This is a genomic window from Nitrospira sp. T9 (assembly GCF_052156535.1).
Classification (GTDB): domain Bacteria; phylum Nitrospirota; class Nitrospiria; order Nitrospirales; family UBA8639; genus Nitrospira_E.
In genome coordinates this window covers 1-25,731 of sequence record NZ_JBQKUP010000028.1, presented here as the reverse complement: position 1 = coordinate 25,731, position 25,731 = coordinate 1, and the positions used below count along the sequence as shown (strand labels likewise).

21 protein-coding genes are annotated in these 25,731 nt (G+C 49.4%); 11 read left to right on the top strand and 10 right to left on the bottom strand.

Translation table 11 applies throughout. The annotated features are described in order from the left end of the window. Nucleotides 1-74: 74 nt before the first annotated feature. Entirely contained in the window at nt 75-890 is an 816-nt protein-coding gene (locus ACTRXD_RS04435) for a DUF547 domain-containing protein (RefSeq protein ID WP_442430636.1), read from the bottom strand. Between the two features lie 21 nt (nt 891-911). Next, on the bottom strand, nt 912-1,928 hold the full coding sequence (locus ACTRXD_RS04430) for a molybdopterin-dependent oxidoreductase (RefSeq protein WP_442430635.1): 1,017 nt from the start codon (nt 1,926-1,928) through the stop codon (nt 912-914). 333 nt (nt 1,929-2,261) lie between these two features. Here ACTRXD_RS04430 and corA point away from each other — a divergent pair, with 333 nt between their 5' ends. Continuing rightward, on the top strand, nt 2,262-3,326 hold the full coding sequence (gene corA, locus ACTRXD_RS04425) for a magnesium/cobalt transporter CorA (protein WP_442430634.1): 1,065 nt from the start codon (nt 2,262-2,264) through the stop codon (nt 3,324-3,326). Between the two features lie 18 nt (nt 3,327-3,344). On the opposite strand, the gene ACTRXD_RS04420 is transcribed toward corA, so the two are convergent. Together ACTRXD_RS04420 and ACTRXD_RS04415 are read right to left on the bottom strand one after the other, a co-directional pair. After that, nucleotides 3,345-3,674 (bottom strand): DMT family transporter, encoded by a 330-nt coding sequence (locus ACTRXD_RS04420; protein ID WP_442430633.1) that lies wholly within the window; start codon nt 3,672-3,674, stop codon nt 3,345-3,347. A gap of 102 nt (nt 3,675-3,776) precedes the next feature. Beyond that, nucleotides 3,777-4,577 (bottom strand): mechanosensitive ion channel family protein, encoded by an 801-nt coding sequence (locus ACTRXD_RS04415; RefSeq protein ID WP_442430632.1) that lies wholly within the window; start codon nt 4,575-4,577, stop codon nt 3,777-3,779. A gap of 224 nt (nt 4,578-4,801) precedes the next feature. Between ACTRXD_RS04415 and ACTRXD_RS04410 the strand changes: the two genes are divergently transcribed. The 5 genes from ACTRXD_RS04410 (at nt 4,802) to ACTRXD_RS04390 (ending at nt 9,489) form a co-directional block, all read left to right on the top strand. Then, nucleotides 4,802-6,442, top strand: coding sequence for a tetratricopeptide repeat protein (locus ACTRXD_RS04410; RefSeq protein ID WP_442430631.1), 1,641 nt, complete (start codon nt 4,802-4,804; stop codon nt 6,440-6,442). A gap of 465 nt (nt 6,443-6,907) precedes the next feature. Then, on the top strand, nt 6,908-7,549 hold the full coding sequence (locus ACTRXD_RS04405; RefSeq protein ID WP_442430630.1) for a response regulator transcription factor: 642 nt from the start codon (nt 6,908-6,910) through the stop codon (nt 7,547-7,549). A gap of 206 nt (nt 7,550-7,755) precedes the next feature. Then, the gene (locus ACTRXD_RS04400) at nt 7,756-8,469 is read left to right on the top strand and encodes a sigma-70 family RNA polymerase sigma factor (protein ID WP_442430629.1); all 714 of its coding nucleotides are present in this window, start codon (nt 7,756-7,758) and stop codon (nt 8,467-8,469) included. Nucleotides 8,470-8,474: 5 nt separating this feature from the next. Beyond that, nucleotides 8,475-8,786, top strand: coding sequence for an anti-sigma factor family protein (locus tag ACTRXD_RS04395; RefSeq protein ID WP_442430628.1), 312 nt, complete (start codon nt 8,475-8,477; stop codon nt 8,784-8,786). A gap of 127 nt (nt 8,787-8,913) precedes the next feature. Further along, nucleotides 8,914-9,489 carry a thioredoxin family protein gene (locus tag ACTRXD_RS04390; protein ID WP_442430627.1) on the top strand — a complete coding sequence of 192 codons (576 nt, stop codon included), beginning with the start codon at nt 8,914-8,916 and terminating at the stop codon, nt 9,487-9,489. 115 nt (nt 9,490-9,604) lie between these two features. Here the strand turns inward: ACTRXD_RS04390 and ACTRXD_RS04385 are convergent, their stop codons facing one another. From ACTRXD_RS04385 to ACTRXD_RS04370, 4 genes are all read right to left on the bottom strand, one after another. Further along, the gene (locus ACTRXD_RS04385; RefSeq protein WP_442430626.1) at nt 9,605-10,492 is read right to left on the bottom strand and encodes a DUF3047 domain-containing protein; all 888 of its coding nucleotides are present in this window, start codon (nt 10,490-10,492) and stop codon (nt 9,605-9,607) included. A 4-nt stretch (nt 10,493-10,496) separates the two neighbouring features. After that, on the bottom strand, nt 10,497-12,047 hold the full coding sequence (locus tag ACTRXD_RS04380) for a mercuric reductase (RefSeq protein WP_442430625.1): 1,551 nt from the start codon (nt 12,045-12,047) through the stop codon (nt 10,497-10,499). A gap of 34 nt (nt 12,048-12,081) precedes the next feature. Continuing rightward, nucleotides 12,082-12,819 (bottom strand): TVP38/TMEM64 family protein, encoded by a 738-nt coding sequence (locus tag ACTRXD_RS04375; RefSeq protein ID WP_442430624.1) that lies wholly within the window; start codon nt 12,817-12,819, stop codon nt 12,082-12,084. Nucleotides 12,820-13,097: 278 nt separating this feature from the next. Then, nucleotides 13,098-14,483 (bottom strand): dihydrolipoyl dehydrogenase family protein, encoded by a 1,386-nt coding sequence (locus tag ACTRXD_RS04370; RefSeq protein ID WP_442430623.1) that lies wholly within the window; start codon nt 14,481-14,483, stop codon nt 13,098-13,100. Between the two features lie 70 nt (nt 14,484-14,553). Here ACTRXD_RS04370 and ACTRXD_RS04365 point away from each other — a divergent pair, with 70 nt between their 5' ends. Beyond that, nucleotides 14,554-14,778: a hypothetical protein gene (locus ACTRXD_RS04365; protein WP_442430622.1), complete on the top strand. Its 225-nt coding sequence runs from the start codon at nt 14,554-14,556 to the stop codon at nt 14,776-14,778. 253 nt (nt 14,779-15,031) lie between these two features. Here ACTRXD_RS04365 and ACTRXD_RS04360 read toward each other — a convergent pair whose 3' ends face one another. After that, on the bottom strand, nt 15,032-16,981 hold the full coding sequence (locus tag ACTRXD_RS04360) for an ATP-binding response regulator (RefSeq protein ID WP_442430621.1): 1,950 nt from the start codon (nt 16,979-16,981) through the stop codon (nt 15,032-15,034). Nucleotides 16,982-17,895: 914 nt separating this feature from the next. After that, the gene (locus ACTRXD_RS04355) at nt 17,896-19,578 is read right to left on the bottom strand and encodes a two-component system response regulator (RefSeq protein ID WP_442430620.1); all 1,683 of its coding nucleotides are present in this window, start codon (nt 19,576-19,578) and stop codon (nt 17,896-17,898) included. A 614-nt stretch (nt 19,579-20,192) separates the two neighbouring features. Here ACTRXD_RS04355 and rpoD point away from each other — a divergent pair. From rpoD to ACTRXD_RS04335, 4 genes are all read left to right on the top strand, one after another. After that, entirely contained in the window at nt 20,193-22,016 is a 1,824-nt protein-coding gene (gene rpoD / locus ACTRXD_RS04350; RefSeq protein ID WP_442430619.1) for an RNA polymerase sigma factor RpoD, read from the top strand. A 139-nt stretch (nt 22,017-22,155) separates the two neighbouring features. After that, nucleotides 22,156-22,830 carry a response regulator transcription factor gene (locus tag ACTRXD_RS04345; RefSeq protein ID WP_312642465.1) on the top strand — a complete coding sequence of 225 codons (675 nt, stop codon included), beginning with the start codon at nt 22,156-22,158 and terminating at the stop codon, nt 22,828-22,830. Further along, nucleotides 22,827-24,281 (top strand): heavy metal sensor histidine kinase, encoded by a 1,455-nt coding sequence (locus ACTRXD_RS04340; protein ID WP_442430618.1) that lies wholly within the window; start codon nt 22,827-22,829, stop codon nt 24,279-24,281. The genes ACTRXD_RS04345 and ACTRXD_RS04340 overlap by 4 nt, the downstream gene beginning before the upstream one ends. A gap of 244 nt (nt 24,282-24,525) precedes the next feature. Then, nucleotides 24,526-25,731: sigma-70 family RNA polymerase sigma factor (locus ACTRXD_RS04335; protein ID WP_442430617.1), on the top strand; the 1,206-nt coding region annotated here is incomplete at its 3' end.

Sequence of the window (25,731 nt, the reverse complement as noted above, 5' to 3'; positions counted from 1 at the left end):
GCCCACCAACAAAATTTCATGGAGAAAGTTGGGGGCCAATGATCGAAAGAGATGGGAATAGCCCTCTGGAAATTTCATGTATGGGGGAGAGGGGGGACTCCATTGAGGCTCCAGTCATAGTCGAGAAATTCGATGGTATATAGGTTTTGGCGGATTTCGTTCGCGAGATCCGGATCTGTGAGGAATTGTGCGACATAGCCCAGCAGTGAACCTGAGTGATTGATGAAATCCTCGGAAAACCAATCGAAGATTTTTGACAGATAGGCGATGTGGCGTTGACGGTCGAACCGGTTGCGTGTGGGATCGTTAATAAACTGTCGGGCACTTGCCGTGAGTTGTTGGTCAATGGACTCGGGAGTGTAGGTTGCCGATTGAAGTTTTGGACAGGATTGTGAGGCACAGACAATTGCAAAATGTATACGGGGTTCTTTGAAGTCGGGAATCAGGAGGTGCTGTTCCAGGTCATACAAATTCAACCATTCCCCTCCCACCTGGTATGTCCTGCCGATAAAAAACGTGTATCGTCCGGTCAGCGAGGTTGGAGCATATCCATCAATGATGCCTTTGATGGCAAAAGCATTATAGGCATTAATCCAAAAGGCCAGACGATGGTTGGGAGTCGGAAGTTGCTGGGGGGCGATATGTTGAAGGAGGTGAAGGTAACGAGTGAAGTGTGAATCGTGAGCGAGTTGGGGATAGTCCACAATGCCGTTCTTCACATGAGCCATGAGTGCTTGATGAAAGTTTTCATGGCTAAAAGCCTCCGGAGAAATGGGATGAGAAGGAGTAAACGTATGGGGAATAGTCGAGCAGCCCATGGAAAGGACAAAGGAAATGATAAGAATGACGGGCGCTTTCACCGGGCTTAAAAATCGCGTGATCCATTCCATAATGTTGGCAGGGCCCTGTTCTTAGATAATTGAAACGATTACTTCTTGCAAGCCCGACGCTCCGTCGGGAAATGGCGGATGTTCTTGCGCCGGTTGTTGTTCCCCTGTTCCATCAGTCGCTCGAGCCAGAATATAGAAGTCACCAGGTCTTTGTGGTTTCCATGGATAACTCCACATAACCCATGAGTAGGGAGAAAGTGACGGGGCCAGGGTCGCGGCCGACCAGGATTCCCCTCCATCGGTGCTGATGTCCACCTGACGAATCCCCCGTGATCCGGCAAAAGCAAAGCCCTGCATGGTGAATAATTTTTGGGCGGGCAGGGTATCTCCGGTTTGCGGATCCGTAATCCAAGACTTGGTTTTGATGATGGCCTCATCCGACCAGTCTTTACGTTGGTAATACCCTTTGTAATCCGAGGACACCAGCTCGATTCCCGTGAGCCACTGGACATGCTTTATGCCGTAATGCCCGGGTACGATCATTCTGGCTGGAAATCCATGTCCCAAAGGCAGGGGTACCCCGTTCATGCGATAGGCAACCAAGATGTCATCCATCATGGCCCGTTCGATGGTGAGGCTGTCGGAGTATCCATCGGCGGCATGAAAGACCACGTCGTGGGTGGGTGATGTGACCCTGGCCTTGTCCAGGAGGACTTTGAGCCGGACTCCCTGCCATTCAGCCGTGCCGATCGCTTCTCCCGCGACCCCATTGCCGACACATTCCAATGTGACGATTTCTGTGATCGCCGGTTGGGCGAGCAGGTCCTGGTAGGTAAGGGTAAACGGGGACATGACCGTTCCTCGGATTGTCAGAGCCCACCGATCAGCAGGTACAAACGGAGGAGTACGGTAAGACGTGATATAAAATTCATCGTTTGAGGTGATGGGTCTTGTGGTTCGTTTGGTGGAACCGAACAGCTGGCTCCACATGCCGGCCCTGGCCGATTGTTTTGACAAGAATAAGGGAGCCACGAACAGTGTCCCGCTTAATTGAAGGAACCGGCGGCGGGACATCAATGTCTGGTCGGAGTTTCGCATGTTGGAGATATGGTCTATTTTAAAATGAAGACGTTACAGTGAAGTCGTGCCGGAAAGATTTTCGAGGTTGTTCAATCTGGTCTGAACCATGAGAAGGAGCAGAAGGTGTTCAGGTATGAATGTGGCGTTTTCTTGAAGGGAAGTTTATGGCATCAAAGCCTTATTTGAAAGAGAAGGGCTGCCCGGGGACATATTGTGGGGAGACGGAGCAAAGAAGGCGATTCCGGAGTTCTCCTCCTCGCTCTTCCTATGCAAACCGATCATGGTCTGTGAGACAATGAGAGCCGGTTCACGCATGCCGTTTCTTGATGGAAAGTATCGAAGGAGCAGACGATGAAAGGGCACCGGAAAAAACGATCCAGTAAATCGGGACTGCCGCCCGGGACACCGGTGCATATTGGTGAGCAGAAACTCGAGGAGATGTCCCTGACGGCGTTGACGTATTCAGAGCACGCATTTCACGAAATTCGAACCCATCGAGTGGAAGAGGTCTTGCCGCTGGCAAACACCACAGAACATGTCTGGATCACCGTTCAAGGCATCCATCAAATCGAAGGCCTTCAGCAATTGGGTGCGGCATTCGGACTGCATCCTTTGGTGATGGAAGATATCGTCAATACCCAGCAGCGACCAAAAGTTGAAGACTATGGCGAGTATCTGTTTTTGGTGATGAAGGCCGTATCAAGGAATGATCCTGCTCAGTCACTGATAGTGGAACAGGTCAGCCTGATTGTGGGAAAGAATTTTGTGTTGTGTTTCCTCGAAGGAAAGGATGACCCTTTTGTGGATCTCCGGGGACGTCTGCGCAATGAGAAAGGCCGTTTACGAAAAATGGGGTGTGATTATCTCACCTATGCCCATCTTGACACGATCGTGGATCAATACTTTCCTCTGTTGGAACAATTGGGTGAGGATATTGAACAGCTTGAAGAACGACTTATCACGCAGGCAGATCGGGAGGCGCTGAGAACGTTACATTCCTTTAAGCATGAGATGATTCTCCTTCGTCGAGCAATTTGGCCGCTTCGGGAAGTGCTCAGTCATTTGGAACGAGGCGACTCAACGCTGATTCATTCGTCCACGCATATTTATCTTCGGGATGTGTACGATCACACCATTCAGTTGATCGAGACCACCGAAACCTATCGTGATATGCTGGCGGGCATGATGGATATTTATCTCACCAGTTTAAGTAATAGGCTGAATGAAACCATGAAAGTGCTGACTGTGATTGCGACGATCTTTATTCCATTGACGTTTGTCGTGGGGATCTATGGAATGAACTTTGAAGTGATGCCGGAATTGGAATGGCCCTGGGGCTATCCGCTTGTGATGAGCCTCATGCTCGTTCTTGCGATCGGCATGCTGTGGGCTTTCCGAAAGAAGCATTGGATTTAAGGGGTGGGGGCGGGAGCCCTATACCCGAACGGTTTCCGAAAAGACATGAATGACAATCACGCCGGCGATGATCAATCCCATTCCAATGACTGCCGGCATATCGGGAATTTCCCGAAAGGCGACTGCACCCACGAGCGCCAGGAGAATGATGCCGACGCCCGACCAGATCGCGTAAGCGATGCCGACCGTCATGCTCCTCAACACGAGGCTTAACAGAAAAAATGCCGCGAAATATCCAATGACGACTAACAGGCTTGGGCCTAATTTGGTGAAACCCTCGGCTGCTTTGAGTGAACTGGTTGCAATCACTTCTGCCACAATAGCCAGGAACAAATACAAGTACGTCATTGAGACAATCCTTTCTGCCTTTCTCTCTTTCGAGGAGGCAATCTTTTACGCAATCACCTGCTTTAAAGGTGCCATGGTTCAACGAATTGGCCGCCTGGAGACTCATTCCGCCTTGAGCATCCGGATCTCCCGCTGTGGGAAGGGGATCTGAATGCCTATAGTTCGAAACTCTTCCACAAAGCTCTGATACAGTTCAGCTTGGGCTGGCACATAATCCGGGATGGTTACCCACGGTTTGACAGATATGTTAATTGAGGAATCTCCCAAAAGAGCAATGCCAATAACCGGTTCAGGATCTTGTAATATGCGTGGGTTAGCCGCGACGATCTTTCGCACAGAAGCCTGAGCTTGGGTTAGATCCGTCGCATAGGCCACGCCAACCGTCAGGTCGAGTTGGCGGATTTTTCCATAGTTATGCAAGATTTCGCCAATGATCTTCCGGTTGGGAATCACGACGATGGAACGATCCAGATGAAGTAGCTTGGTGGTAAAAATGTCAATCGCTTGAACTTCGCCATGCTCTCCAAGGATATCGATAAATTCCCCAACACGAAACGGTTTGGTGAATATGATACTCAGTCCCGCAAAGAGGTTGAGGAACACGCCTTGTAACGCCAACCCGATACCGACGCCGGCGACGCCGAGGCCGGCGATCAGGGGGAAAATCTGAATCCCGAATTGTTGAAGCACAACCAGCAGGGTAAACAGAAAAATGATGCCCTTGATTATTCGTACAAGGAGCAATCTGATAGGGACATCCATCTCAATTTTTGCTAAGGAGCGATGAGTGTATTGCCCAGCCGATCTGCCCAGGAAAGCCCCAATTGCCAGAATCAGAAATGCGCTCGCGGCTTGGAATCCGTACTGAATGACTAAATCCATGCTGATATCCGTTCCAAACATGTCTGGTCCTCCAGGTGAAGGTGATGACCCAGTGTCTCCGCGGGATACCCTACCGGAAAAGTGACGGGATGACTACAGGGGAAGCCATCAGGATGGTATTTTTGAAAAACACATGCATGGACCAAGAATGTTCAGAGAAATGGGTTGCGCCAAAAATGGAGATTGCGCTAAGAATGCCCATAGTGAGAGATGTGGTACTAGGATGCTAAAAGAGGAGGAATGCAATGAACACGCATAGTCGGGTCATGCTGTCAATGGTTTTGGGGGTTATGGCCATGTATGGTACTGCCTTGGCAGAGCCTGTTCTGCTTCAAGAGGGCTTAGGGAGACATCATTTTCCGATCTCCTCCAATGGAGCAATGACACAGCGGTTTTTCGATCAAGGACTCATCCTGTCCTTTGGCTTTAATCATGCCGAAGCAGCCAGGTCTTTCAAGGAAGCTCAAAGACGCGATCCCGACTGCGCCATGTGTTATTGGGGTGAGGCGTTAGTACTCGGTCCGAATATCAATGCGCCGATGGATCCGTCGGTCGTTCCCCAGGCCTTCGAAGCCCTGGAGAAGGCGGTTGCGCTGAAGGATCAGGCCACCGAAAAAGAGGCCGCGCTCATTCAGGCGCTGGGGATGCGCTACTCCAAAAAGGTGATGGCCGATCGTTCCCCACTCGACGTGGCCTATGCCGAGGCGATGCGGACTGTGGCCCGGCAGTTTCCTGACGACCCGACCATTGGCGCTTTATTAGCTGAAGCGCTGATGGACCTGCATCCCTGGGACTTTTGGAGTAGGGGAGGAGAGCCTAAACCCTGGACCCCGGAAATTGTGTCGAGACTGGAGACCGTGTTAGATCAATCGGCCAGTCATCCATTGGCCAATCATCTCTACATTCATATCATGGAAGCCTCGCCACATCCCGAGAAGGCTCTTCCCAGTGCCGAACGATTACCCGCCCTTGTCCCTGGCTCAGGACATCTCGTGCACATGCCCGCGCATATCTATATTCGTGTCGGGCGGTATCGGGATGCCGTGTTGGCGAATCAACATGCGGTCAAAGTCGATGAGCACTATTTGAACCATGCTCACGAGGAAAGTCTGTATACGGCGGCCTATGTTCCGCACAATTCACATTTCCTCTGGGCGGCGGCGATTAAGCTCGGGCAACAGCAGCTGGCGATGCAGGCGGCTCTCGATACCGCGGCGTCCGTCAAGCCTGAGATGATGCGCGCTCCCGGCATCGCCGGCACCATGCAACATTTTTGGACTATTCCCCTTTATACCAAAATTGCATTCGGGCAGTGGTCGAACATTCTCGCTGAGCCAGCGCCTCCAGTGGATTTACGGTATCCCACGGCTATCTGGCATTATGCCCGGGGATTAGCATTGGTGCGTCAAGGGAAACTGGAGGCTGCCCAACAGGAATCCATGAAACTCAGGGAGATTGCCCGTGACCCTGCAGTAGCCAAGCTGACTGTTTTTGATCTGAATAATATCGTCGATATCCTGGCCATTGCGGAAGCGGTTTTGTCAGGAGAAATAGCAGCAGGTCATGGAAATTACGATGAGGCGGTGCGGCAGTTGCAGCGCGCAGTCGAACTTGAAGACGGCTTAAATTATACGGAACCGAAGGATTGGTATCTTCCCTCGCGCCAGGTGTTGGGTGCGGTGCTCCTGAAGGCCGGGAAAGCTGTCGAAGCTGAGCGCACATTTCGAGAAGATCTCCAGGATCATCCTCAAAACGGGTGGGCGCTTTTCGGATTGGAACAGAGTTTACGCGCCCAGGGAAAAACCGACGAGGCGGAAAGCACCCTTCAGTCGTTTCGTCAGGTATGGAGCGATGCGGATGTGACCTTGACGGCTGCCCGGTTTTAAGCCGTTCAGCAGGTGCGACGGTTAGAGTCTTTTGGACTGTGTCGACTTTTTTCCGAGTTTCAGTTATGTATTGTTTTTAGTTGTGTCCCCTCCCCTGATTTTGGTTCTACGGAAGAGGGTCGGTGTCCTGTACGGGCTGTGGGAGCCGGCGGGTGGTTTTTCCGAACCGGAATCCGGCTTGAAAAAGATTCTTCATTGGGAGACTCGTGTTTTCCTTCTTGCATCATGGGGCATAAGCAAGAAAGGCTTCAGTCTTCATGGCTCCATTGCGTTGTGCCGCATCTTGGAAGTTTTCTTTATCCTCCCCCTCTGTTTATTTAAGTTTCTTCTGTCACACTCCGAAAACAGTTCAATAAGATCATTCGTAGCGGTAGCGGGGCATCAAGCCCCGTGAGTTGTTGCTCCCTTGCAGGCTGTTGGTAGGGGATTTTACATCGCTACATAACCTGATCCACGGAGTACACCTTGAGTCGACGATCTATCGGCATTCCTTGTACGACTGTTCCAAAATCCACAGAGGGAAGTGGTCTGTCCCGGCTCCAGGAAATTGCCGATCGACGATCAATTCCCGGGGTGTTGCTCTTCTCGGGATCCGGAGACGTGCTGTTTATGAATGCCGAGGCAGAAACCTTAAGCCGCCAAATCATGGGAGACGCGTATGATGCCGAGGCGCGAGGTGTGTGGCCTGCTGATGTCTTGGAGTTATGTGAATCCCTTCGGACACTATTAGCCAATCCCGAGAACCAGTTGGTCGAGGGCCAGCATGAGTTGAGACGAGTGACCGGTGATGTGAAATCGCCCGTCTTGCTGAGGGGTTTTCCATTAGCGGCCCATACAGAAAAAGATGAAGCCTGTATGCTCATCATCATGGAGAAAATCGGACGTGAACGGCGGGTGGTGTCTAATCAGGCCAAGGAGCAGTATCGTTTGACCAGCCGAGAAGTAGAAATTGTGAAATATATCAGTGAGGGATGGACCAATAAGGAAATTGCTCGGCATCTGGAGATTAGTGAACATACGGTAAAAGAACATGTTCGCCATCTTCTCAAAAAAACGAAAACCACTACTCGCACGGGCATTCTTGCCCAAATCTTTCAGGATACCTAACGCATCCAGGCGTCCGACCGGCTGCCCCTTCTCTCATTTTCCCTTCAATCTTGCCATCATGGAATAATCCGTTTGACTGTCGATCTGCAGTGCCTGCCTATTTTTTTCTATTGGTTCATCGTGTCTGCTTAGAAGGATGGATCTGCCGGACGAGATTTCTTTTGAGGAAGCCCTTGATTGTGACTGTCAGGCTAAGGATAATTCTCTTGTCCCCGTTTGGCGTTGCTTCAAATTTTCAGAGGTTGCTCATTTCTCCCTCTCCTCACACTGTGCTCGATAAGCTCAATCTTGATGAGCCAGGGTTGGTGCGGGCTCTTCAAGCTGGTGATGAGCAGGTGTTCGCGGCCGTGATGGATAGGTACTCCGGTTCCTTATTGCGGTTAGCCATGTCCTATGTCCCCAGCCGGGCTGTGGGCGAAGAAGTCGTGCAGGAAACCTGGATGGGGGTATTTGAGGGCATTCATCGGTTTGAGAGCCGGTCATCCTTTAAAACCTGGCTTTTCCGAATTTTAACGAATCGGGCCAAAACACGTGGAATACGAGAGAGTCGCTATGAGCCGTCTGGCCTGAGCACTTCTCCTCCGGATGCCGACGAGGGGCCTTCCTTGGAAGATTCGCTTTTCGTGGCGGAAGGTTCCAGAATGGGTCATTGGAAAGATCCACCTCACGACTGGGAACCGGATACACCGGAACGGATATTGCTGTCAAAGGAATGTCGAGCAGCTATAGAAACCGCGATTGAAAACTTGCCGGCTACGCAGCGGCAGGTGATGACCTTGCGCGATATCGAGGGTGTCAGCTCTGAAGAAGTCTGTAACATCCTTGAGATCAGTGAGACCAATCAACGGGTGCTGTTACACCGGGCGCGCACCAGGGTGCGCCGAGAGCTTAATCCCTATGTTCAGGGAAAGAACTCCTAAGGACAATGGATACAAATCTGAAACACAAACTTATGCGGTATTTAGTGGGAAATTTTTCCTGCCAGGAAATCTCCCAACTCATCACCGATTACCTGGATGGGTCGCTGACTCTTACGGAGGGAATTCGATTTCAAATGCATTTGGGCCTGTGTTTTGCCTGCCGTAATTATTTGCGTCAGATGAAATACACCATTGCGACTCTACGCCAATTACCTCCTGAGCCCGTCCCCCAACATGTGAAAGAGGAGCTTCTTGAGCGATTTCGGGCCTGGAAGCAGCGTTCCCCTCAGTCTTCCGTCAACTCTAAAACCGATTAATTCATCGCAGTGATGACCAGTGGCCCCCTTCTCCCTTTCCACCCGATGTGGTAAACAGGACTTCAAATTTTCTGACTGTACTCGTTCACACGAACCCTTAGTCTTGATTAGCCTAAAGGAGTGAACCATGGCCTTGAAAGATTCGACGATGCTCCCGTTGGGGACCCCCTTGCCTCACTTTGAACTACCGGATGTTCGGACAGGTCATTTGGTGTCTCATGAAAGTTTTGTCGGGAAACACGCCATTCTTGTGATGTGTATTTGTCGACATTGTCCTTATGTCGTTCATGTGCAAGAGGAATTAGCCAAACTCGGTCGAGATTATCAAATGAAAAATGTTGGCATTGTGGCGATCAGTAGTAATGATGTGAAACGTTACCCTCAGGATTCTCCCGCAAGACTGAAGGAAATGGCGGAGGAATTGGATTTTCGTTTTCCCTATTGTTATGACGAATCTCAGGAGGTGGCGAAGGCTTTGACTGCGGCTTGTACACCGGATTTTTTTGTATTTAATGAAGAAGGCAAACTGGTGTATCGGGGACAATTAGATGATAGCCGACCGGGAAACGGGAAGCCCGTGACCGGACGGGATTTACGTATGGCCCTGGAGGCCGTTTTGGATAAGAAACCTGTTTCCGTGGAGCAAAAGCCTAGTGCGGGCTGCAGTATTAAATGGAAGCCTGGAAATGAGCCGGATTATTGATACACAATGTGTGAGGAGGGAACGTTAATGCGCGAGAAGTAGAGTGCAACGATTTCCTTATGTGGGTTGATCCAGGAATTTTTTCTACTGATGTATTGTTTTCATTCTTTTCCTCTCATTCCTTTACGGATTTTTTGAACACAATATCCCCGTAATAGGCGACGGCCGACTCTTTGGTGTTATCCGTGTCGGTCATGATGGCGACTCCTGAGATGTTTGGGGGATCTTCTCCGAATGCTTTTTTGTAATCTTCATAGATGTTGCGTTCCTCCGTTACCCATTGATTCAATTCGGCACCTCCGCTTTGCGTGACGAACATGTAGACCCGGTCTGTATAAGGATTGGGAACCATCGTGCCGACGGGGCTCTTGCTTTCCCAAATATAATTGATGGCTGCAATGGGGGGATATTGGCCATAAATCAATTTGATGGTTTCAAATTTGGCCTTTTCAAAAAACCCGACCTGACTGCTATCATACTGGAAGGTAATGTAGAGGCGTGCCGGATAGTCATCTCCTGATTTTTGAGTGACATCCCCATTCTGAAGAATATTTTCGACTTTCCATCGCCACGCAATCACCGGATATTCCTTTGGGTCGATCGAGATCTCCCGAGTCAGGCCGGAGGAGGATTGATGACTGGTGGCCTTGACCACCACCTGCTGTTCGTCTTTGACCAGATCATATCGGGTTTGTTCGGGGATGTTGTCAAAGGTCAGTGGCTTCCATCCTTGAGGAAACGGTTCTCCCGGAATAGCAATGGAGAAGTTGCCGACGACGAGGTGATCGGGACTTGCGGCGATGACCGCATTCGAATGGGTCAGGCTCAAGAGTCCGAGGACGAGTGTGAGGACAGAGAAGAATGCGGGGCGAGGTGTGATACGTGTCATGTCTGATTGCCGATAATGCCTGAGTGGTGTTTGAATCATTTGTTGACTGACTCCGTTCGCCCTGGGCAGGTCAAAGGGCCACAACATACGGGCGTTAGGTGATTGATGGGACATGACATTACCGGGTCCACGCAAAGAGTTTGCGGAGGAACTGTTTCTTTCCTTCCGTCAGGGTGGTTTTTCGCCAGGCATTCGCCGACTTTTTGACGACTTCCGCTTGGGTCGGGTAGGGGTGAATGGTGCCGGCGATGGTGTTGAGTCCCAGGCCTCCTTTCATGGCCAGAGTGAATTCACTAATTATATCCCCCGCATGGGCCGCTACGATGGTGGCTCCAACTATTGTATCGGTCCCTTTTTTTACATGCACTCTGGCAAAGCCTTGGTCTTCTCCATCGAGAATAGCCCGATCGACTTCATTAAGAGGAAAGGTGTAGGTATCGATCGGGATGTTCTTGTCCTTCGCATCCTTTTCATAGAGACCGACATGGGCAATTTCCGGTTGGGTATAGGTCGCCCAGGGAATGACCAGGTGTTCCGTGCTGCCGTATCCGAGGCCGAACGGGTGAGGAAACAACGCGTTCTGAATGACGATCTGTGCTTGCGCATCGGCCGTATGGGTGAACTTGAACTGAGAGCAGATATCTCCTGCCGCAAAAATCTTAGGGTTGCTGGTTTGAAGCCGGTGGTTGACCTTGACTCCGGTTTTGTCGAATTCGACCCCAACGGCCTCTAGTTCCAATCCCTCAATGTTGGGACTGCGGCCGACTCCAACCAGAATTGCATCAACCGGGATGTCATACTGTGTGCCATGCGAGTCCACCATGAGGTGTTTGGTGCCGTTCGCCGAGTGAATGTTCAAGTCTTTTCCGCAACAGAGCAGTTGCACTCCGTCCCGCAACATCGATTGCTCCACGATGTCGGCCGCGTCGCGGTCTTCATTGGGAAGAATGCCATGCATAGTTTCCACCAAATATACCTGACTGCCGAATCGGGCAAATGATTGGGCCAATTCACAGCCAATGGGGCCGGCACCGATGACCCCTAGCCTCGGAGGAAGTTCCGTCAGAGAAAAGATGGTTTCGTTGGTGAGATATTCGGTGTCTGCCAAACCTGGAATCGATGGGGCGGTGGCGCGGGCTCCTGTGCAGATGACCGCTTTGGCAAATTGTAGTGTCGTTCCATCTACATCGATCGTGCTTGAGCCGGTGAACCTGCCGTTCCCGATAAAGACATCCACCCCAAGTTTGGTATAGCGATGCGCTGAGTCGACATGACTGATCCGGGCCCTGAGTTTTCGCATGCGGGCCATGGCTGCACCGAAATCCTGTTTGACCTCACCGGAAATATGCACCCCGAATTGTTCGGCCTCTCTGACGGCGTGCCAAGCTTTAGCCGCCCGTATGACGCCTTTGGAGGGCACACATCCTACGTTCAAGCAGTCTCCGCCCATCAGGTGTCGTTCAATTAACGCCACCTTGGCTCCGAGGGCTGACGCAATTGCAGCGGTGACTAATCCAGCTGTGCCGGCCCCGATGATGACGAGGTTATATCGTCCGGATGGCCTAGGATTCTGCCAGTGGGGCGGATGCACATTGTTGACCAACTCCTGGTTATAGTCGTCATGGGGAAGAACTAAACCGCTATGGGTTGGTGATTGTGGGATGTCCATCTGAGGCCTCTAGTTTAGGAAAGGGTTCAGTCATTTACGGTTTAGAATTGATGGTTCCGCTTTGAGTCTTCTTCCATTTCTGATAGGCCACCGGCATGAGGGCTAACAAGCCCAGGAGCGTAAAGGAGAGTAAGACCGGCGGGCTGGCAATTTCGCTCAAGGAATTGATTGTGCCCAATTGGCGGCCCGCAAAGGCAAAAACAAAACTGCCGGGAATAATGCCAATGGACGTCGCCAGCACATAGGTGCCGAGGTTGACACGGGTGAGGCCGGAGACCAGGTTCACGAGAAAAAATGGAAAAGCCGGAATAAGTCGAAGTGTCATGAGATAATTAAACGCATTGTTGGCAAATCCTTCTTGGATGGTCCCGAGCCGGTCGCCAAATTTGCGCTCCACCCAATCGTGGAGCAGATAGCGGGCGGCCAAAAAGGCGAGCGTGGCTCCGGCGGTGGCTCCGACATTGACGAATAGGGTACCCATCAGGCTTCCAAATAAGAATCCTCCTGTCAACGTGAGGATCGCTCCGCCTGGAAGTGAGAAGGCTGTTTGGAGAATATAGACGAGAATAAATACTGCGGCTGCGGTTTCATAATGTGAGGCGGTATAGGCTAGTAAGGTGTCTCGATTTTCCTTCAATGATTCGAGCGAGAGATAGTGACCAAGGTCAAAATAGAAAAATGTACCGATCCCCCCTAACAGAATACACCCGATGAGCATCTTTCCCATCAATGAATTCGGCGAGTCGGCTGGGGTGGTAGACGGATGGGACATGTGAGGCTCCATTATGTGGGTTTTCATGACAATTCTCCAGTCATAGTTTCGGCAATGAGTTCGAGGTATCGCCAATCTTCTCGTTGGTCAGGGATAGAAATTTTTGATTCATTGGCCGATTGCCTCGTTGCGTATTTGGCGACATTGAGTTGTAGTCCTGATTTGGTGATTTTTGTTACGAGGAAATTTCGAGAGACAAAGGCGGCGGTTCCGTTCTGGTTTGGCCACCGTTTAATTTATCTTTGACACAGGGGCGATTCTGAATGTGCAAAGTCATTCTACATGGGCGACAATTTTCCAATAAGCTCCTCAGCAGGATAGGTGAGAATTTCAGCGAGAGTGGGATGGTAATGAGGTATGCGGAGAAGATCGTGGACTGTGCCACGAAAATACATGATGGCAATCAGTTCATGGATAAGTTCAGAACCTTCGGGTCCGACAATATGGCCACCGAGAATCTCACCAGACTGAGGATCACAGAGCACTTTAACGTGTCCATACGTTTCTCCCAGGCAGAGAGACTTGCCATGGTCGTTAAAGGGGTAAGAAGCGACAATATAGGGGAGTTGACGGTCCAGGCATTCCCGTTCGGACAGTCCCACGCTGGCCAACTGGGGATCAGTAAAGACGACCTGGGTTTTGAGGCGGGAATCAAAGTGTTTAGGAGGGAGATTGGGATGAACGGCGTTCCATCCGGCGATTTCGCCCTCTTCGATGGCAATATGGACAATTTCATACCCGCCGTTGACATCTCCAATAGCAAAAATATGTGGTTGGGATGTTCTCATGTCCTTGTTGACTAAAATGGCATTCGTTTGATGAGCAACCTGAGCCGCTTCCAAATTGAGACCGTCGATATTTGGGCGGCGGCCGAGGGCCTGGAGGATTGAGGTGGCGGTGACCTCTTTTTTTTGTCCCTGATGGAGGAAGTGAATGGTTTTCTGTCCACCGGACGTGCTGAGATATTGGATTTGCGTGTTGGTATACATTTTCATACCTTCGGCCTGAAGGTGTGCCTCAACCGGCCGAACAAGGTCTTCGTCCGAGTCCGAGAGAATGTGGGCACTTCGTTGAATCAGAGATACCACGACTCCGATGCGGGAAAAAAATTGGGCGAATTCCAATGCGACCGGCCCCCCGCCCAGAATAATCATCGATTCAGGAAGGGTTTCCAGTTCTAATGCCTCATCGCTGGTAAGGTACCCTGCTTCTTCCAATCCTGGAATGGGAATGTGCGACACCACAGATCCAGTGGCGATGATGTAGGCCTTCGCGGATAGCCGATGCGGGCCGGCTTGGATGGTCGTCGGCGAAACAAAATGTGCATGTTCCTGGTAGAGGGCAAATCGAGGGTGCTGGAGTGCTTGAATGCGATCTTCAGCAAATTCCTTGATTAACCGGTTTTTTCGCTCAATGATGGCTGCGAGGTTCACTTTGAGGTTCGTTGAGTGAAGCCCGAATTCCGGACCTCGGCGGATGAGCGCTGCGAGATCGGAGGAGCGGAGAATAGCTTTGGTAGGCATGCATCCTCGTAAGATGCAGAGGCCACCCAACGGACCTTGATCGACAATGCCGACATCGGCTCCTTCCGCCTGAGCGGTGCGAGCGGCCGCATAGCCTGCCGAGCCCCCTCCAATAATGATGAGGTCATGAGAATGGGTCATGTGGAAGCCTTGTTCTGATGGATGAATTGAGCATATTCACATGGTCGAATTAAGAGTAGAAGTATGTAGCATGAACGGTTTCAAGGAGGAAAGGCAGTTGCCGGACGGCCTGCGTTCTGTGTCCTTCGGTATTGACTGGCGTTATTTTTTAAGTGGCTGTGTAGCGACTTCCCTTCTTCTGGCTTCCCTACGAATTAGATCATCCCCTGGCACTCATCTGAATTTGACGGGCATTGATCCCTATCAGTCTGGAAATTGGATGGAAGCCGTTGAGTCGATTGACCCAGCCTTGTAGATTGATCCGCATTTTTGGGAGGCGGCAGTTTATGGCTCCATGAACGCTGCACATGCCGGATCAATATTAGGAAGAGACTCGACAATTTCGACAGGCAGGGGAGGTGGATTCTCAGAATACGACAATTGTCATTTCTGCCTTGTATTGGAAACATCTGGAACCGTCCTCGACGCTTGGACGCCACCTAAGAGGAGGCCGTCGTTTCCAGCAGTCATGCGAGCTGGAAGATGGTGGAGCATGGAGGTGGGCCTTTCTACAGACCAGGTTTATTGGAGGAGGCCATTTGTTTCTGCCTGATCTCTTCGACTTTGGCGATGAGTGTTTCCACTTGATAGGGTTTTTGAATGAACGCTGCCATGTCCGGGTTGAGAAATCTTTTCATCGCTTCTTCCTCGGAATATCCACTTGACAAAATAACCGGGATGGTTGCATTAAGCCCTTGGATGTGTTCGAGGAATTGTTGACCGTCCATATTGGGCATAGTGAGATCTAAGAGCACGACCATAATTTCGTGTTGATGTTGCTCGAAGACCTGAATGCCGATCTGTCCATCAGAAGCGACTAATGTTTGCAATCCCATTTCTTCAAAGATCATCGAACAGGCCACCCGAACGTCTTCTTCGTCATCAACCACCAACACCTTGGTTTTTTTTGGCAGTGAGGCCTCCTGAGTGGGAATTGAGAAGACCGGTCGTTTCTTTGTTGAAGGATTGGGCGTGGTGGCAGGAAACAGTAACGTAAATTCTGTACCGACATCTGGTTGACTTCGGACGGCAATGGTGGCGGCATGGGCCTGAGCGAGTCCAAGAAGGGCTGCGAGTCCCAGCCCTCGCCCAGGAAGTTTAGTCGAAAAAAACGGGTCGAAAATTTTTGGGATTGTCTCCGAGGTCATTCCGCACCCAGTGTCTTGAATGGTCAGGGCAACGCTTCGGTTATCCGGAAGCTCTCCAATCACAAACCAACTCTGAAAATTCTCTATTGTAGGCTCCCATTCGAATGTCCGGATGGTGATGACTCCATCTCCTTCTCCATAGGCTTCTGATGCGTTTATCACAATATTCATGATGATTTGGCGCAATTGAGCTTGATCGGCTCGAATGGGGGGAAGGGAAGGGGCAAGATCGTATTCGAACGTTAATCGTTTTGAAAGGGTTGCCCGGAGGAAAGGGGTCATGTCCTCGAGGAGTTTTGGAAGATTGATGACTTGAAAGTTTAGGCGGGTCTGTCCGGCAAATGCCAACATTTGATTGGCCAGTTCCCCACCACGAAGACCGGCTTTTTCAATGAAGTCCAAGTGTTCCCGAGCCGGAGCGTCAGGAGGAAGAGCGCGAAGAGCGAGGCCGGAGCGGGCTACAATAGTCATCAGGAGATTGTTGAAATCATGAGCGATTCCTCCGGCGAGCACTCCCAGACTTTCCAGTTTTTGTGAATATTGGCGTTCAATTTCATGACGGCGTCGTTCGTCTTCGGCCCTTCGCTGTTCTGTCACATCCCTGAGGGAGGCCAAATAGGCGGGTTCTTCATCCCACTCAATAGGGACAACTCGCATTTCTACGGGAGTCGGTTGTCCGGATTCGCCCATGATGCCTATTTCCGTCGTCTGGTTTGCGGAGATCGGGAAACCAAAGGGGGACCCGGTGAGTTGTTCGGATGTCCTTTGGAAGAGCTGCTCTGCTGCAGGATTGGAATAACGGATCAGTCCGTCATGTCCGACAACAAGGATTCCATCGCTGGATGATTGCAAAATGATGCTGGCCTGACGTTCAAGCGAGCGTATGCGAGGTATGGTGATGACCTGCTCGATCGCTTGCTCTATATGATGCCAGAGGAATCTTTCCGTTAGGGTGTTTTTGTTGAAATACTTTTGTGCACCAAATCGAATGGCCTGACCTGCAATTTCGTCGTTACCGTATCCGGTGAGAAAAATGATAGGAGTTTTCGACTGTACGTGCGGTCCCCGTACTTTCGCCAGGAATTCTAATCCGGTCATATCCGGCAATTGGTCATCCAAAAGCAGACAGTGAGGCGGGGAGATCTTGCAGGCTTCCCATGCCTGGGTTCCTGTTTCCATTTCTTGAATGTCGAGGCGAATTGAGGCGGTGCGCCGGATCCATTGAGTATAGGTGGATCGGTCACTTGGGCTATCATCGACGATTAGAATTCGGAGAGTGGTGAGCTGAGGTTTTTCAACACGGCTTGGCATGGTTGACGGCGATCCCATGAATGAAAGTGAAACAACTGAGATGGAGCGGTACTGCAAAAAGGCATTCGTCAATCAAAAGCACGGCCCTCCATCACCGCGGGATTATTCAGTTGGTGTTCTTTGCCCAGTTTCGAGTGGACGCCTAATGGAAACCGGTATTTTTTACCTTTACCATGGCTTTAAATGGGTAATCGTTTTCAAAGGGTTTCACAATATAACTGTTGGCCTCTTCCTAATTCTAGGCTTCGAAGGTGCATTCGTCCGGTGAGATGGGCAGCATGGTGACGATAATCATCCGCATCGGAGCCGTTCCGCCAGAGTGATTGACGATTTTTTTCACAATGGTGAGGTCGGGACATTCCCGGCTCCGAATTTATTATGGCCGAGCAATCGCTCCAATATTCGAAATTAGTTATGCTGATGGGTCTGAGTAATACTGATGGAATGATCCCAAAGAGGGTCGGTTGAAAAAAGCCGCCAGCGGCGTTCTCGCCATTTTCCCGTGCTCACGTACTAAGCGTACGCTCCACGCGTAAAAACGGCTGCGGCCTTGCTGGACAGACTTTTTTGAACCGACCCGGAGCCTTGATGAGTAATCTAATCCTGGGCAAATTTGCCCTTGAAAATCTTTTTTATTCAACACTCCCAATAAGGATTGCCCCAATCACCAAAAAATTGAGCGTTCCATACCGACGCCGAGCGGCGCCATGAGTATTAGAGAGCCTAGACCCCTTTTCTTACGTCGGCCCTCAAATAGGACTATTAGGAAAATCTGCAAGAAACCAGAGAATTCAGAACCGAATTGATAGACAACAACCTATTGGGAAATTCAGAGTGAAAAGTGAGAACGGAATATCAGAGAAAGGATGACCGAAGTTTTAAGGATAGAGAGAGAAGGTGTGAGCCAACTGTCCTTATGACATGTGCACCATGTGCTGGGTGCTTTCATTGGCGGGGAGTGGCGGCGCGATCCAATATCCTTGCATCGCATCGCATCCATATTCTTCCAGGAAATCGACTTGTTCTTGTGATTCCACTCCTTCGGCAATGACTTGTAGCCCCAGGGCTTTGGCTAGAGAAATGACGGCCATGACGATAGCGGCATCGTTAGTACTGTGAGGGAGATTTTGAATGAGGCTTTGGTCAAGTTTGATGCCGTCTATGGGAAATGACTTCAGGTATCGAAGCGAAGCATACCCTGCTCCAAAATCATCAATGTACAGGTGGATGCCCATCGCCTTGAGTTCACGGAGCGTCCGGATGGTTTCTTCTGATTCATGAATCAGAAATGTCTCCGTCAGTTCCAGTTTGAGATTTTCCGGGTCTAGATGTGAATGCTTGAGGATATCTTGCATGAGTGCAGGGAGATTTCCCTGATGAATTTGTCTGGCTGAGAGGTTTACGGCGACATGAGGAGCCGGAAATCCCTGCTTTTCCCAGTATTTGGCTTGTTTGCTGGCTGTACGTAAAACCCACTCACCTATGGGAATGATCATGCCATTTTCCTCGGCTTGAGGAATGAACTGATTCGGACCAATGAGGCCTTGGTAGGGGTGATGCCAGCGCAATAATGCTTCCATGCCAATGACTTGCTTGGTGCAAAGATTCATTTGTGGTTGATAGTGGAGGAGAAATTCTTCTTTAGCCAAAGCTCGACTGAGTTCCATCTCAAGCGTGGAGCCATCGAGGCCAGCTGTTTTCATACCGGCGGTGTAAAATTGATGGGTATTTCCTCCCTGGGCTTTGGCTCGATACATTGCGGCATCGGCATGAGATAAAAGTTCCTGGGGATTGGCGCTATCCCAAGGGTAGATGGTGATCCCGACGCTTCCGGTCACATGCAGTTGGTGCTGCTTGATGATGACGGGTTGAGCCAGTAGGTGAAGAATACGTTGTGCAACAGAGGCCACATCCTCAATCGACACAATTTGTTCCAGAAGGACGGCAAATTCATCTCCTCCTAATCGGACTCCTGTGTCAATTTCTCTGATACATTTTTTGATGCGTGCGGCCACGGTTTTGAGTAAGGAATCCCCACAATCATGGCCGAGCGTGTCATTGATGTCTTTGAAATGGTCCAGATCCAAAAACATCAGAGCGATTGCCGTGTCGTTCCGATGACAGCGAGCCACCGCACAATTTAATCGTTCATAGAAAAGACCTCGATTTGCGAGTCCTGTCAGATGGTCGTAATGAGCCAGCTGGGTAATGCGTTGCGTGGCCCTCTGGCGTTCCATGGCATAGCGAACGGCCCGACAGAGAGTCGAGCTGCTGGTCTGGCCTTTGATTAAATAGTCCTGGACTCCACTTTTCACGGCTTGAATCGCCTGGTCTTCTTCCTCCACGCTGCTTAAAATCAGAATCGGGGCATCAGGGCAAAATTGCAGGAATTGAGGAATGGATTCAAATGATTTGCCGTCCGGAAGATGGGAGTCCAGAATAATGGCTTGAAACTGATTTTGTTGAATGAGGTCGAGAGCGTCACCGAGAGAACGACTATGCTTCAAGGTAAATTGGTTCTGGAGTCCTTCTTTCAGCATATTTTTGATAACCAACGCTTCTTTTGGGTTATCTTCAACCAACAAAAGTGAAATCATGATTGCAGCGTTCTCCCCATTTCAGCTCGTTCCTTTGTCCGGAGATTTTATGGATTCGAGAAGAGGGTCCTAAGTTATCTTGTCGGATATAACAGTATTTTCTTGATAGTTCTCTATATTTTGTCCATTTTAGTGAGTTAGTACCATCAATAGATGGCCTGATCGTAAAGTTCAAAATATATAATAAAAACAATCGGTTATTCCTGATTGTAGGGAGCAAATCTCGATAAATATTTCAGATAAGGTAATAAGTACTATATACTAGGCTATTCCATAATTCACTAGAAAATTTAACTTTACTTTATAGTCAAAATTTTTATATAGTGTTATCAAATTGCGCCTTGTATTTTTACCTTCGATTTTTTTTAACAATAGGTCTTTTTCCTGGTTTCGCCTCAAAGAGGATATGACGTACTTAGTCTATAGACTGAGGTGCGGTTCCTCTCTAAATCTTTATAAAAGATACCACACCATTCTGCAGTCTAATGTGGTCCATTGAGAAAAAGGACGAGAGAAGAGCGATAGGTTCCTCCTATGGAGAGGAACACCCATTGGTTCAGTACTATAAGTGGTATGATTTGGGTTAAGCTATTAATTTTGAAGGAGCTATGTTAATGGGGAAGACAGCGTCATTGCCGGAGGTGATTCAGCGATTAATTGAGATTGGCAAGCCCAAAGGGCATGTCACCATAAAAGACCTAACGCACATTCTCCCTGCCGATCAGATTACCTCTGATCAATTACATACGATTTTGAGTGAGTTGCACGAAGTCAATCTTCAAGTGATCGATCCTTCAAAGCGGACGGCCTCGCAGTTGGCAGCTTTAAAAAAGAACGCGGGGCAAGAGGATTCAGATGATTCCGATGAGGAAACGGATTCTTCCCTGGATATTGATTTGACCCCAGGTGAACCTACTCGTATCGATGATCCGGTCCGGTTATATTTGAAAGAAATGGGACGGGTGCCATTGCTCACCCGTGAAGGCGAAATTGAGCTTGCGAAACACATTGAAGAAGGCAAGCGTGAGTTGGCATGTGCCGTCTATGGCATGCCGTTAAATATCCATTACCTGGAATCACTCCACGACCAATTAAAACTTGAGGAGATCCGTGTTCGAGATATTGTGCTCCTTCAGGAGACCCTGGAGGATGAGGAAGTTGAAGAAGAGGCCATGGCCAGTGAACAGGAGGATGAGGAGCTCCGATTCCGAACGCTAGAGAGTCTGGCAACGGTTCGAAAGCTTGGGCGTGGGTTGCTTTCCCTTTACACCCAAAATAGGGACGGGCAAACAACGAAAAATACAAAGGCCCAACTTGAGAAGCGCCGGATTGGTTTGGCGGATCAATTTGTGGATCAAATCGAAGCCCTTAATCTGCATCAGCGTGTTAAAGATCAAATGTTAAGACGTGTTAAAGACATTGGTCAGGAAATTCGATCAGTTGAAATGATGACTGCCCGTCATACGAAAAGGCTTGGGCTTGCTGGGCAGGACGGTATTCAGGTGATTGGGAAAAAACCACGTGCTACCACAAAGGGAAGTTCCCTGAGGCGCAAACAACAACTGACCCCGGAAGAAATTGAAAAATTAAAACAAGAAGTTGAAGCGGGGAAAGCTACCCTCTTGCGCCTTCAGAATGAGGTGCTGGGTATGCCGATGGAAGAATTTACGGCTGCTCTGACTATTCTGGAGACTGCTGAGGAAAAGGTGAAGCGAGGGAAGGCTCAATTGATCGAGGCTAATTTGCGACTGGTCGTCAGTATTGCACGAAAATATACGAATCGAGGACTGCAGTTTATCGATTTGATCCAAGAAGGCAATATTGGATTAATGCGGGCTGTCGATAAGTTTGAGTATCAGCGCGGATATAAATTTAGCACCTATGCAACGTGGTGGATCCGACAGGGTGTAACACGTGCCATTGCTGATCAGGCCCGTACCATCCGTATTCCAGTACATATGATTGAGGCCAATACAAAATTAGCACGGACGGCAAGGCAGTTGGTGCAACAATTAGGACGTGAACCTACCCCAGAGGAAATTGCCGAACGGATGGGCTTAACTCCTGAAAAGGTCCGCATGATGTTGGATATTTCCAAGGGAACCATTTCTCTTGAAACGCCGATCGGGGAAAAAGAGGATAGCCAGTTAGGGGATTTGATTGAAGATAAAAATGCAGTCTCTCCCATGGATGCGGCAAACCGGTATGATCTGCAACGTCAGATTGCGAATGCCTTGGGCGTGTTGACCCCTCGCGAAGAGACTGTGATCCGAAAGCGGTTTGGGATTGGTGATAGTACCGACCATACCTTGGAAGAAATTGGCCAGGATTTTGACGTGACTCGTGAGCGGATTCGCCAGATTGAGGCCAAAGCACTAAAGAAGCTTCGTCACCCGAGTTGCAGTCACAAGCTTCGGAGTTTGGTGGATCATCTCTAATTTGAGTATATTTTAAATGGATAAGGCCCCGTCATGGATATGACGGGGCCTTTTTTTTTGCCATATCCTTTATTCTCTATTCACTCATTCTGTGTTCCCCTTCTCGGTCCGGGTATGTAGATGGTATGCTTTTCCTAAGATGCGAATTTTAGTCGTGGAAGATGAACCAAAGGTGGCTTCCTTTATCCGGCGTGCGCTGGAGGAGGAAAGCTATGCGGTCGATGTATGCGCAGATGGACCAGGAGGGTTGGATTGGGCTCAAGCCGTCAATTATGACTTGATTGTTTTGGATTTAATGTTGCCGGGATTGCCTGGATTAGAAGTGCTTAAACGTGCTCGGGCTGCAGGTGTCAAAGCTCCGGTGCTTATTTTAACGGCTCGTTCAGAAGTGGACCAACGGGTTAAGGGGCTAGATGCGGGGGCTGACGATTATTTAACGAAACCCTTTGCGATTGAAGAATTGCTCGCTAGAGCTCGAGCGCTCCTTCGTCGAGCAGGAGGGGCACCAACCGGAATTCTTCAGGTGGATGATGTGATATTAAATCCTGTTACTCGAGAGGTGACTCGTGCCGGACAGCGACTTGAGTTCACAACTAAAGAATATGCGCTCCTAGAGTATTTAATGCGAAATGCGGGGCGGGTGTTAACGCGGTCCATGATTACGGAACATGTGTGGGACTTAGATTTTGATACGTTTACGAATGTGATTGATGTGTATATTAGCTACTTACGAAATAAAATCGATAAAGGACGAGAACGAAGTTTAATTCAAACGGTTAGGGGGAGCGGATATATGATGAGGTCGGACGGGTGAAAACGACCTCGATTCGAGTTCGATTAACTTTGTGGTATGGATCTGCCTTAGCTCTCATTCTGGTTCTTTTTGCCGTAGCTTTATATTTGGTGATGTCCCGCGCACTTCGGGAACAGGTGGATGCCTCGTTGGATGAGGCTGCTGCTGTGGCGATTCGAACGTTGGGAGAACATCGGTTTGGCCCGTTCTTGATTTTTGAAGATTTATCTCAGGACTTTCCTGAGATTGCCCTTTTGGATAAATTTTTTCAAATTTTTGGCCCGGCGGGGCAAGTGACGATTCAGTCGGCTAATATTCAAAGCCGAGAGATTCCATTGAGTCAGACATCGTTTCGTGCCTCTCTTGATGGAAAATCAACGTTTGAATCTGTCCAATTTGAAAAAGGGGTTCCCCTGCGATTGCTGTCGGTTCCTATTCGTCAAGATGATCAATTGGTGAATATTTTACGTGTTGGGACATCCCTTTATCCTACAGAACGAATGTTGCATCGGCTCTTAGCCGGTCTCTATATCGCCTCTCCTTTGGCCTTACTTGTATCCCTGGTCGGAGGGTGGTTTTTGGCAGGACGGGCGTTGCGTCCGGTTCATGCTATTACGCAAGCGGCCCAACGTATCGCGGCCGGAGATTGGACCCAACGAATTCAAACTCCCCATTCCAACGATGAAATCGGACAATTAGCCTCGACCTTTAATGACATGATTGGACGTTTGGAAGTGTCGTTCCGGCAAATCCGGCAGTTTAGCGCGGATGCCTCACATGAACTTCGAACACCCTTAACCATTACAAAAGGGGAGACTGAGTTGGCCTTGCGGCGACCGCGGCAAGCAGAAGATTATCGGGCGGTGTTGGAGAGTAATTTGGAGGAGATTGACCGCATGAGCCGAATTGTGGATGAGCTCTTATTTCTATCACGAGCCGATCTTGGAGAAATTAAGCTCAAGATGTTTCCAGTTCAGTTGGACGATTTAGTGCGAGAAATCCAGCAGCAGGCCTTGGTATTGGGCCAAGAACGGAATATTCACACGGTGCTCGAAGCCATTGAGCCCGTCGTTGTCCAGGGAGACGATCTGCGTTTGCGGGAATTACTTTTAAATTTGGTCGATAATGCCGTGAAATATTCTCAAGAAGGACAAACGGTGGAGCTGTCTTTAATTGTTGCCGGAAACAAGGGAAAACTAGTGGTTCGAGACCACGGTATTGGTCTTGCCCCTGAGGATCATGGCAGAATTTTTGATCGGTTCTACCGGACAGATGAAGCGCGTGCTCATGCGGCAAAAGGGACAGGACTGGGTTTGGCGATTTGTAAGTGGATTGTGGAAGTTCATCATGGGACCATTGAGGTTCAAAGTGACGTTCATGGTGGTTCCTGTTTTACGGTTTTCCTGCCTTTGGCTCCCTCCGCGGCGAAAGTGAAAGACACAAACACTTCTCGCTCTATTAAAAATTTTTAATTTTCCCCTAATTTCTCTTTCATCTCTGGGTGGTACATTTCTTTGTACTGAGCAAATCTTAAGGGAGGTAACCCTTGACCAGGAATGACGGAAAGTAAAATTTCTGTTGCCAGAAATCGAATTTTTGGTTGCATTGAATGGCACAGTCTGGATCCTTTCGCATCCTGGTTGATCTGCCTAGACAAATTCATGTACCGGCCAAGTCTACTTGGCTTTAACCCTGTAATGTTCGGAGGGGGAATTCATGATCACACTTCAAACGGCTTCACAATTCTCGGAAACTCAGAAAAATCACACATCGTCTTTGCATAAGGCCCGATCCAAGAAGCGGACTCCAGTAAGGTATCGAAATTCCATTAACAAGATGGATATGGATCAGGATCAGGAGGAGAGTTCAAAATCCATTGCTGAACCAGGATCGGTAAATTTAGAATCCATGTATTTTCGAGGGTTTCGCTCGCGCCCACTTTTAAATGCTCAGGAGGAATTAGCTCTTGCCACTCAACTGTATCAGGGAACGGCCGATCTTCGCTTATTGTTACAGCAGGCTCTAGAGCTTTCCAAAGGGCTGAGTCCACAGCCTGAGGTTGAGTCGCTTCAAGAAGAATTGAAGAAATTCAAAGAGCTCAATGGGTATTCAGCTCCTGTGGTGGAAAATATTTTGGAATGTTTGTCTAACATCGAGTCTCTCTCAGCGACGTATGGCAAGGCAGGCCAAAAGCTCAGTCGGCAGTTTGGAGAAATTCGTCGGTCGATTGGTGAAGTCCGAGTAGATATCGAAGAACCCAAAGATGCCTTAGTGCAACGGAATCTTCGTCTGGTCGTAGATGTCGCGAAACGATACTTAGGGCGAGGGATGAATTTTCTGGACCTTGTGCAAGAAGGGAATATTGGACTGATGAAAGCGGCAGAACGCTTTGACTACACCCGTGGGTTTAAATTCAGTACGTATGCCACGTGGTGGATTCGCCAGGGTATTTCGCGAGCGGTTGCCGATCAAAGTCGGACCATTCGTGTGCCGGTTCATACGAATGAGGCATCCACCAAAATCGCCAAAACTGCGCAGCGTCTCGCGCAGCAATTTAATCGAGAACCTACCTTTGAAGAAATTGGACAACATCTGGAGATGACCGGCGATAGGGTGAAAGAAACAATTGAAGCGTTTCAGGAACCGATATCTCTAGATGCTCCATCCGTTGATGGAGAGACTGAATTAGGAGAATTAATCCCTGATCTGGCGTGCCAATCTCCGGACGAGGAAGTGTCCCGTAAATCAAATGCCCAGTGGTTGAATCAGATTTTTCAGGTTTTGACTGCTCGCGAGCAACAAGTCATCCGTTTGCGCTTTGGTATTGGAGTGGATGAAGCTTGGACTTTAGAGCAGGTAGGGCGGTCCATGTCCGTGACTCGTGAACGGATTCGTCAAATCGAGGTTGTGGCATTAAAAAAG